The sequence below is a fragment of the Leucothrix mucor DSM 2157 genome (assembly GCF_000419525.1).
Classification (GTDB): Bacteria; Pseudomonadota; Gammaproteobacteria; order Thiotrichales; family Thiotrichaceae; genus Leucothrix; species Leucothrix mucor.
In genome coordinates, this window is the sequence record NZ_ATTE01000001.1 from 2,945,835 (window position 1) to 2,959,819 (window position 13,985).

Sequence of the window (13,985 nt, forward strand, 5' to 3'; positions counted from 1 at the left end):
CCTAAGGTGTGCAGCAATCACGATTAGGTAAGCGATCACTGTTTATCTGATGATCGCTCGTGAGCTTTGACAATGATCAAGCCAGCTCACATGATAGAGGAGCGTTAATCACCGGAGGAAGTTGCGATGCGCTGTCAAAGTACTGCGGGAAAAATATGCCTGGCTGTCTCAGTGTTTTTTGTCCTTACAGCCCTGCTGGTCCCTTTTACCACCGATGCCAATTGGTTAGATGGCATGCTTGGTTTACTAATGTTTGCAGCACTGGCGGGTTTACCCGGTTGGCTACTGTGCTCTCGTGACAATCGCCAGCGACAAGATGTCGACCAACTATTCAAAGGCTTTATTCGAAGCCGCGATAGCTTTTACATGCCTGATCTGGCCGAGGCTGTTGGCTTGCATGAAATCGAGACCCGCCGCAAAGTGCTCAAGCTCATTCAAAATGATTCGTTGGATCTGATTTATGACTCCGATGCCGACTGCTATATCCGCCGCAGTAAAGTCACCGTGCAGCAAATCATTGAAGAATGCCCTTCTTGTGGCAGTAAGATCGCCGCCAGCAAATACATTGGCCATCAGGATGTAAACTGCCCGTACTGCGGCAACTCCTTACCGCAAGAATCGAATCATTAAGCGCCTGCAAATAAGCTAAACCCGATGCGGACTCTGTGGTATAAATCCCGCCCATTTTAATGCGGCTATCTGTAATAGCCTCTGTCATTGCATCAGGTTGATTTGATTTCGAGCGCGCCATGCGCAGTACTTCAGATTGCCTGCTAGCTTTCAAAGGAATACGAGTATGAGCGACAATATTTACCAAAATCTGGAACAACTGGGCGGCCAAACCAAACTGCCAGACAGCCCTGAAACGGCTATTTTAGAAAGCGTACAAAACCCACAGGCAGATGTGGATTATGTGGTGCGCTTTACTGCGCCGGAATTTACTTCGCTATGCCCAATGACCGCTCAGCCAGACTTTGCCCATCTGGTGATTGATTACATTCCGGATCAGTTATTGGTAGAGAGTAAATCGCTGAAATTGTTTTTGGGTTCGTTTCGTAACCATGGTGCATTTCATGAAGATTGTACTGTGAGTATTGCCCGTCGCCTGATTGATGAGATTAAACCGAAATGGCTACGCATTGGTGGCTATTGGTATCCACGCGGAGGGATTCCGATTGATGTGTTTTATGCCTTTGGGGAAGTGCCGAAAGGCGTTTGGCTGCCAGAACAAGGCGTTGCTGGGTATCGTGGGCGGGGTTAAATTTAACCACATTTGAGGCTGGGAGTTATGCCAGCCTCAAGACCATCAAGGCGTATGCCTGCTTATTCCTCAATCTGTGGCACCCACAGGCGCTGCATCTCAATAAACATAAAGGAAGCGGTCCAGGAAATCAGTACCAAGCCGGCCAACGATTCAAGTCCGGCTAAAAAGCGCACGTCTCCAATCGGCTCGATATCGCCAAAGCCCAGAGAGGTGTAGGTGGTAAACGAGAAGTAGCTACAATCCATTAAGCTACCACTGAAAACACCGGGAGGCCCTCCCCTAAGCTCTCCGAAAGCCTTATCCTGAATCATATAGAAATACGCAAAAGCAAACAGCCATACTTCCATGACATGTGCGATTAAAGCACCAAAGACAGCCACTAAAATACGTAGCCTTGGCTTGAGAAAACTCAGCCGAGGAATCAAGCGTGAGAGGCGGTACAGCATTTCATAATGTACCAACACCGCAGCCGCCACTAACACACTATTAATAAGAAAAAGTTTGATCATCCAATAAGGCTAACACTCAGCCAAGGCAAATCAAATATCTCTTAGGTAAGCGGTGTAGCTACTCTTTTTTCGCTTCTTCGTTGAGTAGGTTTTCGCCCTCACCTTCGTGGTTTTCTTTGGCTTGCTCTTCGATGACTTTGTTTTCCACGGTGCGGTCTGGCGTCACATCCTGCACATCGCGAATATCATCTTCATCGGCCACCGGAGTGACCGCCACCTTTGGCTGCTCAACCGGCTTGATGATTGGCTTACTTGCTTGGCTTGATTGACTTGGCTCTGCCGGTACCACAGAGGCCGCGCTAACCAAATTACTCACCTGCCCATCGGCTTGCATTAAGCGCAAGGTATAGGTTGGGTCTGGCATCACAATATTGGCTTCATCGTAAGCTTGTTTCACAGCGCGAATGGTTTCACTGCGCACTTTAGCGTAGCTGTATTGCACCTGATTAACCCATGCATAAATGCGGATAATGACATTAGAATCGCCTAATTCCTGAATAACCACCAGTGGCTTGGGGTCGTCCAGAACACCTTCGGTGGCTTTCAACACCTTCATGGCTAACACTTGCGCTTCCAGCAAATCCTGCTCGGTATCAATCCCTACATCAAACTGGAAACGACGCTCTTCATGACGCGTAAAGTTAGTGATTACCGCTTTAAATACTGTCGCATTAGGAATACGAATATGATTACCATCGGGCGAAATCAGAATCGTGGCTCGTGAGGTTAGACGTAAAACGTTACCCTGATTGCCGTCAATACTCACAAAATCATTCACCTGAAACGGGTTTCTTAAGCTCAATAAAATACTGGCAATGTAGTTTTCAACCGTATCGCGAACCGCAAAACCAACCGCCAAACCGACGATACCCGCCGCACCCAGAATGGTGCCAATCAACGCTGTGGCATCGAGCAACACCAACGCAAGCACGATACCCAAAACAATAAAAATCAGGTGCGTGATCTGGCCTAGCAAATTCGCAATAAAATGGTTCGGAGTAATGTGTTTATAAAACTCACGATTCGATATCCAACGACCACCTAACCAAAATATCACCAGCACTAATACCGCAATCAAAAATAGAGGCAGGCTGGAGGCCGTTTGCTTAGTTAAGGCCCAGAGTTTATCCGTGGTATTTTTCAGGCGAAGCTGCAGGCTGCGATTGACCGTTAACTCATTCTCAACCTCGACTACGCCCTCAACCTGACTGGCTAATTGCAGCGCTTTGGTTTCTGTTTTGCTGGAATCCACTTCACCAGATAGCGTGATAACGCCTTTGTTTACCGCAATGCTGATGCCCGATAGAGAGTCCAGCTCAATAAAAATCTCGCGTAAACGCGTTCGGATTTTAAAGTCACTTTGGATTGAGCTATCAGTAGTGATAACTTTATCGGTGGTGGTCGGGGCTTCGCTGGCCGCTCCGGTCAGCAGTTCGGTCAACTGGTCGGCCTGAGCCATCGGGGTCAGCCCAAGCATGACCGCAAATAATAGCCATCTCAGCCGACCCATGAGTCTGTCACTTCTCGCTTCCATGCGTACCTGCCTCCTTACGTTGATCAAAAATGATTTTCGCGATTACCAATAATGGCACGGCCATAAAAATACCTGCCATGCCCCACAACCAGCCCCAGATCAGCACAAACAAAAAGACAATGACTGGGTTAATCGTGAACATTCGCCCAATAAACATGGGCTGTATAAACTGCCCTTCCAGTAGGTTTAGCAGCAATAACATAGCTGGCGGCAATAAAATCTGTCCTAAACTATCAAAGGTAATTAATGATACTAATGCCACTATGCCTAAATTAATGGCTGGCCCTACATAGGGTATATAGTTTAAAAAGGCGGCTGATGCGCCCCATACCAATGGCGTTGGCATATCAAGAAGCCACATAACACCCGCAATCACTAATCCCAATACCGTATTAATCACGGTAATGAGTAACAAATAGCGACTGACTTTAGATTGCACGTCGGTCGCGATTTGCGCAATATTGGCTTTATAGCCTTGATCCCGAAAAAACAAACCAATCTTTATGGTGAGCGAATGGCCAAAAGCTAATAAAAAATACAACAACACAACAAATGAAAGCACACCTATTAAAAAGGCCTGCGTACCATTTAATAAGGCATAGAAAATATTGGGGCCTTTAACCACCACGTCCGGCGCTTTTTTCTTACCTTCATCCATCGAGGTAATTTCTTGCACCGTTTCGGTTGTTTTCTGCATGGTCTCGATGGAGTCTTTAAATGGCGACAGCTTTTTCTCAATCTGCTGTACTTCCGTCGGCAGGCGATCTATCCACACACCGACGGGGTCAGACAGGTAATTTAGCAAGCCGACGATTAAGCCGGAGACCAGCAAGATTACAATCGCGCTGCCCAGTGAGCGAGGTATGTAAAACCGCTTGAGCCAGCTCACCAGCGGCGACAATAACAGCGCAATTAAGATCGCTAAAAAGATCGGGATAAATATGGACTTAGCCAGATAGAGTGTCGCCATCAGGCTGATAATAAACAGTCCCCACAACGGAATTTTCAAACTCTTAAGCCGCTCTTGTTGCATGAAAGCACCATCCCTACATTAAGACCTGAGGTACGTAAGCTTAGGACAAGCTACGCTTATTCAGCACTAACAGCAGTGAAATACCTGCTAAACCGGCAATGCTGGTAGCCAGCATGATACTCGCTTTTGCTTCCGTCAGTAACTCAGTCGCGCTCTCAAAACTTAAGGTGGCTACAAAGATGGACATGGTAAATCCTATACCGGCCAGCATACCCACGGCTAACAAATGCCACATGGTGACATTCTCCGGCAAAGTACCCCAGCCGAGCTTCAGGTTAAGCCAGGTCATAAACACAATCCCTAAGGGCTTACCCACAACCAGCCCGAGAATAATGCCATGCGCCAAACTGGAGGTTTCCATCGCTTGCAAGGTCGACATACTCAGTATGATGCCCGCATTGAGAAAGGCGAATAGCGGCACGATTAGCAAACTCACCGGACGCTCCATAAAGTTTTCCCAGCTGCGCAGCGGCGTTCGGGTGTCTTTGGCCTGCTGCTCGACGGACTCTAAAATACGGTCTTTTTTACCGCTACCCAGAATGTGATGCTCTGGGTTTTCTTTATCAATCTCTTCCATTTCGGAGGCGGCTTGTTGCAGTTTTTCAGCGGTTTTATGGGGATGTGCTCGCGGTCTTGCCGGGATTGCAAAAGCAGCTAATACACCCGCAATGGTTGCGTGCACTCCTGATTGCAACACCACGTACCACAGCGCAATACCTAGTAATAAATAGAGCATTGAACTGCGAATACCTAAGCGGTTAATTGCCATCAAGGTTGCTAATACTCCGGCGGCTAACCACAAGTAATCGGTTTGCAAGGTGTCGGTGTAGAACAAGGCTATAACAATGATCGCACCGATGTCATCGACAATCGCCAGCGCCACCAAAAACACTTTTAGCTCTGACGGTATGCGAGAGCCCAGTACGACTAATGCACCTAAGGCAAAGGCTGCATCGGTTGCCATAGGGATTCCCCAACCACTTACCGTTTCTTCGCCCAAGTTGAAGCCAATATAAATGAGCGCCGGAAACACCATGCCGCCAATCGCCGCCATCACGACCGTGCTGGACTGGCTAAAGGTTTGCAATTCACCCGCGATAAATTCGCGCTTGATCTCCAAACCCAACAAGAAAAAGAACAGCACCATCAAGCCATCATTGACCCAATGGTGCAGTGTTTTACTGAGCTCAAAATCCTGTACAAAAAAGCCGATCTTTACCTCTTCCAGCGCAGCATATAGCGGCTGAAACGAGGTATTGGCCAGAATCAATGCCAGCAAGGTCGCGCCTAATAGTAGCATCGCGCCAGTGGTTTGATTATGGATGAAACGGCTAAAGGGCTTACCTACCTCTTCGAACCGTTTCTCCAGCGGTTGCTGCACATCAAGACTATCTGTCTGTTTGGAATTTTGTTCACTCATAGGGACGGTTTACCCTCCCTTTGGGCCTGCAAAAAACCACAGCAGCAAACCAATCAATGGTAATAACAGAATAATCACAACCCAGATCGCTTTACTTCCGGTACTGGCGCCGCTTTGAACGACTTTGATAATGGCTAAAACATCGAGAACCAAAATAATAAGTCCAAATATACCGCCTACTTCAATACCCATGGTACTTCTCCCTGATACGTTGTTGACTAATTAGAATTGCGAATGATATTTAATTTTACACTCAACTAAACAGTTCATTCTTTAGCTGTTTAGCGAGTCAAAAAGACTTGGATTTTATGTAGCCTGGAAAATGGCTATGCGCTAGTTAGATAGCGATATGATGTGAAACTAAATCTATTAAGCATCTTGTAAACCTTTCCATCAACATAATCCAGCGATTAAAAAGTTAAACCGTTCTTAGTGACTTATATTTCTTACGTGAAGACAATCAAAAGTGGATTCAATTGTTGCAAATTATATTTTCTAGCTACATTAACCTGATATTTGACAAGGATAACTATTTTTAAAATCCAAACTCTTCTTTAAGCTTAAATCATGGCTGCGCTATAATGCTGCATCGCCCAATAGAGAACAAAAAATGCACATTCTACATACCTCCGATTGGCATCTGGGCCAGCACTTCATCAGCAAAAGCCGTGCCGCCGAGCATCAGGCATTTATCGACTGGCTGTTACAACAGGTCACCGAGCAGCAGATCGATGCGGTAATTATTGCTGGTGATGTGTTCGACACCGGCACGCCACCAAGCTATGCCCGCAAGCTGTACAACTATTTCGTGGTTGAAATGAGTAAGCGGGAATGCCAATTGGTTGTATTGGGTGGCAACCATGACTCGGTCTCTACGCTGGATGAATCCAAAAGCTTGCTGGCCTACTTAAACACGCATGTGATTGCCAATGTGCAAGGTGATTTGAGTGAGCAGATTCTGGTATTGAATGATAAGACTGGCGCGCCGGGAGCGATTTTGTGTGCGATTCCCTTCATTCGTCCGAGAGATGTCATGACAAGTCAGGCTGGGGAATCGGGTGCTGATAAGCAGCAAGCATTAGGGCAAGCAATCGCTGCGCATTATCAGGCATTGTATGAATTGGCACAGCAAAAGCAGGTGGAGTTTGAAAAGCCTTTGCCGATTATTGCCACTGGCCATTTAACCGCGATGGGGGTGAAAACCTCCGACTCGGTCCGAGATATTTATATTGGTACCTTGGAAGCGTTTCCGGCTAGTGCTTTTCCGCCTGCTGATTATATCGCGCTAGGGCATATTCATCGCCCGCAAGTGGTCGCTAAATCTGAACATATTCGTTATTGCGGCTCCCCTATTCCTTTGAGCTTTGATGAGCTGGGTAGTCAGAAACAAGTGCTGATGGTGGAGTTTTCAGAGGGTAAATTGCAGCGCGTTGAGCCATTGCTAGTTCCAAGATTTCAGCCTATGCAGGTGATTAAGGGAGACCTGAGCCAGATTGAAGCGCAGTTATTGGCATTAGATAATTCGGGTGATAAACCCAATACAAAGGCATTGGACGATTCGAGCGATAAATCTAGTACCAAAGCCTCGGATAAGAATTTAGATAATAGCGCAGACAATCTACCTGTATGGCTCTGCATTGAAGTAGAAACTCAGGATTATCTCAGCGATTTGCAGGAACGCATTCAAGCTATGACAGCGGATATGAATGTTGAAGTACTGCAACTGAAACGTGCCCGTAGCGGCAAAGCGGTACGCACTGAGCAGCAGGAAAAAGAAACCTTGGCAGAGCTAACGGTTGAAGATGTTTTTGAGCGGCGATTGGCGTTGGAAAACTTTGAAACAGAAGCAGAGCAACAACGCTTGGGTCGGCTTAGAGAGTCCTTTAAGCAAATTACCGAAGAAGTCAGAACGGGGAGTGAGTTATGAAAATCCTCAGTTTGCGCTTTAAGAATATCAACTCGTTGAAAGGCGAATGGAAAATTGATTTCACCGCTTCACCATTTTCTGAGAATGGGCTATTTGCGATTATCGGCCCTACAGGTGCGGGCAAAACCACAATTTTAGATGCGATTTGTTTGGCGCTGTACCACTGCACGCCACGCTTGAAAATAATTTCCAGTTCAACCAATGAGCTAATGACCCGCGGCACTGCAGACTGCTTAGCCGAGGTCGAGTTTGAAGTAAAAGGCATCGGCTATCGTGCGTTTTGGAGCCAACGCCGCTCTCGCGACAAGGTGGACGGCAATTTGCAGGCAGCCCAAGTGCAGCTGGCTCAGTTATCTGATGACAGTATTCTGACCGACAAAATTGGTGAAAAGAACCAGTTGGTACAATCTATTACCGGACTCGACTTTGCCCGTTTTACTAAGTCGATGATGCTGTCACAAGGGCAGTTTGCCGCGTTTTTAAATGCAGATACCAATGATCGCGCTGAGTTGCTTGAAGAGCTAACTGGTACCGAAATTTATGGTTTGATTTCAGAAAAAGTCCATGAGCATTATACCGAGCGAAAGCAGGCTTTGGCGCGCTTGGAGGCTAAGGCTGAAGGCGTGGAGCTGCTGGGTGATGAGCAAGTACAAGCGCTTGGTGAGCAGCAAGCTGAGTTGGCAACACAAGAGCAGCTAAGCACCAAGCAGCTCAATGACTGGCAGACTCATCGCGAATGGTGGATGCAGTTTAATCAGGCTCAAGAATCACTAGCGCGCAGCTCTCAACAATTTAATGACGCACAAGCTGAGCAGGTAGCCGCCAGCGATGATCTCGCGCGTTTGGCGCAAAGTGAACCTGCTGAAAAACTGCGGGGTTTATTTACGCGCCAGCAAGAAACCGCTGCCAACCTGAGCAAAGCCGCTACCGAGCTAGGGCAACTCACTCAAGCAATTGAGGCTGGTGAAAAAGATTTCCAGCAACATGAGAAAGCCGTTAAGCAATCAGCACAGACATTTGCTGAAGCAGAGCAAGCACATCAAGCGCTAGAAACGCTGTTAAATGATGTGGTCGTCCCGCTTGATGCACGCTGTAAAAGCCTCTCGGAAAAAGCACAAACGATTGATGCTCAGTCTAAAAAACTGGCTGAGCAACAGCTGGCTAATGCCCAAGTCGTTAAAAGAAAACAAGCCGAGAAACAGAGTGGCCTCAAGCAGCTGACACAGTTAGAGGAATATAAACAAAGCCACGCACACGATGCAGCATTACTTGAGAATCTGGGACTGTGGGAATCGCAGTTTGCAGAACTGCATAAGCTAGCAGGCCAGCATGAGCGCTATCAGTTGGAGTATAAGCAGATTGTTAGCGAACAAAAGCAAGCAGAGCATTTACAGCAACAACAGCAAACCGAATTAACCGCCCGCAACGAAGCCTTAGAGCAAAATAAGCAACTCGTCTCCACCGCTGAAGCTGCTTTAAATACTATTCTAGCAGGTCAGAACCTTGCCGACTTAGAGCAACAATACCGACAACTGACGGAACAGCAAAGCAGCCAGGTTCAGCTGCAGCAGCTAGCTGAACGATATGCTAAAAACCAACAGGATTACACTAAGGCTCTAAGTGCTCGCGACACTCTGGGCGGTACCACTAAAGACTTAGAGCAACAGCTCCAAGCTTTGCAGTCCCAACTTCAAATTAGTAAGACTCACCTAAAAGACTTAGAAACTTTAGTCGCTCAGGAGCAACGCATTAATAGCCTGACGGCTGAACGCGATCGTCTTCAAGCAGATACCCCCTGCCCGTTATGCGGGTCAAAATCACACCCATTGATTGAACGTTACCAGCAGCTGGATATTTCCGAAACGGAAACACGGCTGCAACAAGGTAAACAAGCACTAGCTGGCCTAGAGCGCAAGATTCAACACACCACAACCGAGCTAACTAAGGCGCAAACCCAAGCCGAAGGTTTGGATCAGCAGCTAGCCTCACTCAAAGCCGCATTAACTAACGATCAGTCTCAGTGGGATATCGCACTGCAGAAACTGGAGTTAAAACTGGCCATTGATGATAGCGTCGCGCTGGAAGACTATCTAAAAACTGCCGACACAACGCGCCATATTCTCAGTCAGAAACTGGAACAGATTAAGCAGCTAAGCACTCAGCAACAAGCCGCACAAACGGCGCTAACTCAAGCTCAACAGCAACACGATAAACTCACTCATCAAATTGCATTAAACCAGCAAAGCAGTGACACGCTGCAGCAACGACTGGCGCAAACATTGCAATCTGGCCAGCAAGCCAAAGCAGAGCGAGAGGCGCTCACAGACTCCATTGAAAACCGTTTGACCGCGTTTAATCTCACTCTGCCAGATATAAACCAGCATATACAATGGCTGGCAGAAAAGCGTCAGGCAGCCAGTGATTGGCAAGCCAATGAACAGCAGCTCACCAGTACCCAACAAGCAATTAACTTGCTGGTTGAAACACTGAAAAACCTTGAAGCGAAGCAAGCTGAATTAGCTGAAAGCCAAGCATTACTGAATGATCAACAAACTACGCTTACCGCAGAATTAAGCGATGCGCAAAAGCAACGCTTCGAGGCATTTGGAGATAAAGATATTGGTGAAGCGCGCAAGAAATCACAGGACGCTAAACAGTTAGCCAACGAACAGCAGCAAACCACTCAAGCTGCTTTTCAAGCGGCTCACGCACAGCTACAAGGTTTAAAAGGCCAACTAAGCGCGGCCAAACAGCAGCAAACCACCCTGCAACAGACTTTACAGGAACAGAAGCAACTTTGGGATCAGCAACTATCTGTCAGCCCATTTGCTGATCAACAAACCTTTGAAGCCGCTCTGCTTTCAGAGCAAGAACGCGAAACGTTACAACAGCTAAAACAACACATTGAAACTCAACTGGAGCGCAGCAAGGCGTTAAAAGAACAAGCAGAACAACACTTATCTAGCTTACAGAGCAGCGCTCAACAGCAAAGCTTTGCTGAAATACCGTTGGAACAAGTACAAGAAAAAATCGCAGACCTAAGCGCGCAGCTAAAACAAATCAATGTGCAACAAGGTGATATCCAAGGCCAACTCACTAACGATGCATTACGCCGCAGCCAACAAACCAGCCTGCATGACGAAATCGCAAAGGCCAAAGAACAGTTTGATGATATCGCGTATCTGCACTCCTTAATCGGCTCTCAAAAAGGTGACAAATTCCGCCGCTTTGCTCAGGGTTTAACACTGGACCATTTAGTGTATTTAGCCAATCAGCAATTGGATCGCTTGGATGGTCGCTACTTGCTGCAACGTAAAGCGGGCGAAGCGCTAGAACTACAGGTAATGGACACTTGGCAAGCGGATAATCTACGCGACACCAAAACCTTATCTGGTGGTGAAAGCTTTTTAGTAAGCCTCGCATTGGCATTGGCACTATCTGATCTCGTCAGCCACAAAACCAGTATCGACTCGCTATTTTTGGATGAAGGCTTCGGCACTTTAGATAGTGAAACGCTGGATGCCGCTCTTGATACGCTGGATAGCTTAAACGCCTCCGGCAAAATGATTGGCGTGATCAGCCATGTGGAAGCCATGAAAGAACGCATTCCAGTGCAAATTCGGGTGCGCAAAATGAACGGCCTTGGCGTCAGTGAATTGGAGTCACAGTTTAAAGTGGTGACTCCGACGTAGCGGCGCTCTGCTTGCGTAATGCACCAGGCGGCTTGCCAATAATTTTACGAAATGCGCGCCGAAATGCGGCCTCATTTTGATAACCCAGTTTTTCGCTGATTTGAGCGATGGACTGGGTGGTTGCCGACAGCCATTCACTGGCTAAACGCATGCGCCATGAGCTTAAATATTCACCCGGCGGATAGCCCACAACTTCATGAAAACGCGTGCTGAATGCGGTGCGTGACATGCCTGCTTCCTGCGCTAAGGTCTGCACTGTCCACGGGATTTCAGGGTGATCATGCATGGCCGTTAGCGAGCGCCCTAAACGCACATCACCCAAACCACCGATAACGCCCTGACTCAGCACCATATTCCCCATTAAAAACCGCAGCAATTTAACCAGTAATACTTCAGCCAGACGCGCCAAAACCAAGGCATTGCCACAACGTTGGCTCTGCGACTCGGCAATCATCAATTCCACTAACGGGCGAAGCTCTCCGGACTCGTCAGTATCGGCTTGCAGCACAATCATTTCCGGCAGAGTTTCCAGCAATGGGTTGAGATGTGCGGAGCCAAATTGCAGTTGGATATGCACAAACTCAGTACCTTGCTCACCCGCTTTTAACTGGTGCTCACCACCACCCGGCAGCCAGATCACATCATAAGCATCCAGCTCGGTAGCCGTTTCATTCTCGGTTGCAATACTCAAGGAACCTTTAGCGATTAAATACAGGTCCGCTACCGGCTGATGGCTGTAGCTACAGGCCTTATTTTCCGACAGTTCACGGTACATTACCTGCTGAATGGAAGGACTGAAGTGATTAAGTAAAGTTGAAAGGCGATCCATGTTTTGTACCATCTGCATCAAATAGCGAATGATTAGAATACCATTAATTCACAAAGCATCGATACAATGGCTCCACTAAAAATATTCACAATCTCACACAGGAGCGACATCATGATTGTTTTAAAACCTCGTGAAGCAATGCCAGCATTAAACCTAACGACTTTAGATGGCCCTTGGTCTTTGCAAGAACAAACACCTAAGAACTTCACCATGATGGTGTTTTACCGTGGTCTTCATTGCCCACTTTGCCGCACTTATTTGAAAGAACTGCAGAAATTGGCAGGCGATTTTGCTGAAATGGGGATCTCTATTCTGGTCGGCAGCAGCGATACTAAAGAGCGCGCAGAACAAGCTCGCACTGAATGGGAAATCCCTGATTTACAAATGGCTTATGGCTTAAGCATTGAAGATGCACGCGCATTGGGTTTACATCGCTCAGCAGGTCGCGGCGTAACCTCTATCGGCATTGAAGAGCCGGCAGAATTCAGCGAACCAGGCTTCTTTATCTGCAAGCCAGATCACACACTGTACTTCTCAAATATCAGCACGATGCCATTTGCCCGCCCTCACTTCCGTGAGATTTTGGGTTCTATGGATTTTGCACTGAAAAATGATTATCCAGCACGTGGTGAATTGAGCTAAACACTTAGCACTCTTCATTGAAAAACAGTCGCCACCTTAGCTAGGGGCGACTGTTTTTAATTCCGCTTAGCGCTTCACCACTACTTCGTAACCAGCTTCTTCCGGTTCATCATCCGTCATTTCTGCCGGGAATCCGGGTGCACGAATATCCAATCCCGTTGCCTCTTCTAAGCGTTTAATAATATTGGGCGATAACTCCCTCGAACCAAACCGCGCTTCGCCATCTTTGAAGATATCAATCATTAACGGTGCGATTTCCAGTGGCACATTATTGCGCTTGGCGATTTCGTAAAATAAGCCGATGTCTTTACTTACCAAGTCCATAGTGAAACTGATATCGCGGCTACCATTTAAGATCACCTGACTTTCAGTTTCATGCACAAAAGAGTTACCTGAGGAAATACGGATGGCTTCATACGTAGTGGCCAGATCCATGCCTGCGGCTTTGGAAGTGACCAAGGCTTCGCACAGAGTAAGCAAATTGGCGGTAGCAAGATAGTTAGTCATCACCTTTAAAACCGAGGCCGAGCCTAAACGACCCGTGTGCAATACTCGTCGACCCAGCACGGTTAAGATCGGCAACATGCGCTCAAACGTTTCCCGTTCACAACCTGCCAGAATAGCAATATTGCCAGTTTCCGCTCGATGACAACCGCCGGACACCGGACAATCGACAGGCTCTGCTCCAACGGCTTTCACTTTCTCACCCAAGCGCAATACTTCAGCTTCATCGGTGGTACTCATTTCTGCCCAGATTTTACCGGCACTTAAACCCGCTAGAATGCCATCCTCGGCTTCCATCACCATGGCACTGGCCGCAGGACTAGGCAAACAGGTAATGATAATGTCTACGGCTTCGGCCATCGCTTTTGGGCTTTCTCCCCAATGTGCGCCCTTATCCAGAAACGACTGTGCCAGCTCGCGATTCAGATCTCGTACGGTCACCTCTATGCCGTTACGTAATAAACTCCCTGCTAGTTTTCCACCGATATTGCCCAGCCCGATAAAGCCAACACTTGGTTTCATTGCCGTTCCTCAGTTTGATTGTGTGATTCCTGAGTATTTGATAAATAGGCAGCCCCGACAAACAGCTATAAATTAGCCTGAGACATCAAAATATTTAACACGACTAACT

At 47.3% G+C, this 13,985-nt stretch carries 12 protein-coding genes; 5 read left to right on the forward strand and 7 right to left on the reverse strand.

Going from position 1 to position 13,985, the window contains the following annotated elements:
- Positions 1–171: 171 nt before the first annotated feature.
- Both LEUMU_RS0113325 and queF read left to right on the forward strand, forming a co-directional pair.
- On the forward strand, positions 172–630 hold the full coding sequence (locus LEUMU_RS0113325) for a zinc ribbon domain-containing protein (RefSeq protein ID WP_157474343.1): 459 nt from the start codon (positions 172–174) through the stop codon (positions 628–630).
- Between the two features lie 166 nt (positions 631–796).
- Positions 797–1,261: a preQ(1) synthase gene (gene queF / locus LEUMU_RS0113330; protein WP_026744753.1), complete on the forward strand. Its 465-nt coding sequence runs from the start codon at positions 797–799 to the stop codon at positions 1,259–1,261.
- A gap of 62 nt (positions 1,262–1,323) precedes the next feature.
- Here queF and LEUMU_RS0113335 read toward each other — a convergent pair whose 3' ends face one another.
- From LEUMU_RS0113335 to LEUMU_RS0113355, 5 genes are read right to left on the reverse strand one after another with little or no spacing between them, the layout of a single operon-like run.
- Positions 1,324–1,773, reverse strand: a complete 450-nt coding sequence (locus tag LEUMU_RS0113335) for a potassium channel family protein (protein ID WP_022952785.1) — start codon at positions 1,771–1,773, stop codon at positions 1,324–1,326.
- Positions 1,774–1,831: 58 nt separating this feature from the next.
- Positions 1,832–3,307, reverse strand: a complete 1,476-nt coding sequence (locus LEUMU_RS0113340; RefSeq protein WP_245570701.1) for a mechanosensitive ion channel domain-containing protein — start codon at positions 3,305–3,307, stop codon at positions 1,832–1,834.
- Positions 3,291–4,340 (reverse strand): AI-2E family transporter, encoded by a 1,050-nt coding sequence (locus LEUMU_RS0113345; RefSeq protein ID WP_022952787.1) that lies wholly within the window; start codon positions 4,338–4,340, stop codon positions 3,291–3,293. The genes LEUMU_RS0113340 and LEUMU_RS0113345 overlap by 17 nt, the downstream gene beginning before the upstream one ends.
- 40 nt (positions 4,341–4,380) lie before the next feature.
- Positions 4,381–5,760, reverse strand: a complete 1,380-nt coding sequence (gene nhaA, locus LEUMU_RS0113350; protein ID WP_022952788.1) for a Na+/H+ antiporter NhaA — start codon at positions 5,758–5,760, stop codon at positions 4,381–4,383.
- Positions 5,761–5,769: 9 nt separating this feature from the next.
- On the reverse strand, positions 5,770–5,952 hold the full coding sequence (locus LEUMU_RS0113355; RefSeq protein WP_022952789.1) for a PLDc N-terminal domain-containing protein: 183 nt from the start codon (positions 5,950–5,952) through the stop codon (positions 5,770–5,772).
- Positions 5,953–6,370: 418 nt separating this feature from the next.
- Between LEUMU_RS0113355 and sbcD the strand changes: the two genes are divergently transcribed.
- Both sbcD and LEUMU_RS0113365 read left to right on the forward strand, forming a co-directional pair.
- Positions 6,371–7,687, forward strand: coding sequence for an exonuclease subunit SbcD (gene sbcD, locus LEUMU_RS0113360; protein WP_022952790.1), 1,317 nt, complete (start codon positions 6,371–6,373; stop codon positions 7,685–7,687).
- Positions 7,684–11,379 carry an SbcC/MukB-like Walker B domain-containing protein gene (locus LEUMU_RS0113365; RefSeq protein WP_022952791.1) on the forward strand — a complete coding sequence of 1,232 codons (3,696 nt, stop codon included), beginning with the start codon at positions 7,684–7,686 and terminating at the stop codon, positions 11,377–11,379. Before sbcD ends, LEUMU_RS0113365 begins: the two co-directional genes overlap by 4 nt.
- Here the strand turns inward: LEUMU_RS0113365 and LEUMU_RS0113370 are convergent.
- Positions 11,357–12,208 (reverse strand): cupin domain-containing protein, encoded by an 852-nt coding sequence (locus tag LEUMU_RS0113370; RefSeq protein WP_022952792.1) that lies wholly within the window; start codon positions 12,206–12,208, stop codon positions 11,357–11,359. The two genes, LEUMU_RS0113365 and LEUMU_RS0113370, sit on opposite strands and share 23 nt — an antisense overlap.
- Positions 12,209–12,319: 111 nt before the next feature.
- On the opposite strand from LEUMU_RS0113370, the gene LEUMU_RS0113375 reads away from it, so the two are divergent.
- Positions 12,320–12,850 carry a peroxiredoxin-like family protein gene (locus LEUMU_RS0113375; RefSeq protein ID WP_022952793.1) on the forward strand — a complete coding sequence of 177 codons (531 nt, stop codon included), beginning with the start codon at positions 12,320–12,322 and terminating at the stop codon, positions 12,848–12,850.
- Between the two features lie 66 nt (positions 12,851–12,916).
- On the opposite strand, the gene LEUMU_RS0113380 is transcribed toward LEUMU_RS0113375, so the two are convergent.
- Complete coding sequence (locus LEUMU_RS0113380; RefSeq protein ID WP_022952794.1) at positions 12,917–13,876, reverse strand: NAD(P)-dependent oxidoreductase; 960 nt, start codon at positions 13,874–13,876, stop codon at positions 12,917–12,919.
- Positions 13,877–13,985 lie beyond the last annotated feature (109 nt).

Bases quoted from the DNA above. Each gene is read 5' to 3' on its own strand.
- sbcD (WP_022952790.1), top strand. From the start codon at position 6,371: ATGCACATTCTACATACCTCCGATTGGCATCTGGGCCAGCACTTCATC.
- queF (WP_026744753.1), top strand. From the start codon at position 797: ATGAGCGACAATATTTACCAAAATCTGGAACAACTGGGCGGCCAAACC.
- LEUMU_RS0113340 (WP_245570701.1), bottom strand. From the start codon at position 3,307: ATGGAAGCGAGAAGTGACAGACTCATGGGTCGGCTGAGATGGCTATTA.
- LEUMU_RS0113345 (WP_022952787.1), bottom strand. From the start codon at position 4,340: ATGCAACAAGAGCGGCTTAAGAGTTTGAAAATTCCGTTGTGGGGACTG.
- LEUMU_RS0113365 (WP_022952791.1), top strand. From the start codon at position 7,684: ATGAAAATCCTCAGTTTGCGCTTTAAGAATATCAACTCGTTGAAAGGC.
- LEUMU_RS0113375 (WP_022952793.1), top strand. From the start codon at position 12,320: ATGATTGTTTTAAAACCTCGTGAAGCAATGCCAGCATTAAACCTAACG.
- LEUMU_RS0113370 (WP_022952792.1), bottom strand. From the start codon at position 12,208: ATGGATCGCCTTTCAACTTTACTTAATCACTTCAGTCCTTCCATTCAG.
- LEUMU_RS0113380 (WP_022952794.1), bottom strand. From the start codon at position 13,876: ATGAAACCAAGTGTTGGCTTTATCGGGCTGGGCAATATCGGTGGAAAA.
- LEUMU_RS0113355 (WP_022952789.1), bottom strand. From the start codon at position 5,952: ATGGGTATTGAAGTAGGCGGTATATTTGGACTTATTATTTTGGTTCTC.
- LEUMU_RS0113335 (WP_022952785.1), bottom strand. From the start codon at position 1,773: ATGATCAAACTTTTTCTTATTAATAGTGTGTTAGTGGCGGCTGCGGTG.
- nhaA (WP_022952788.1), bottom strand. From the start codon at position 5,760: ATGAGTGAACAAAATTCCAAACAGACAGATAGTCTTGATGTGCAGCAA.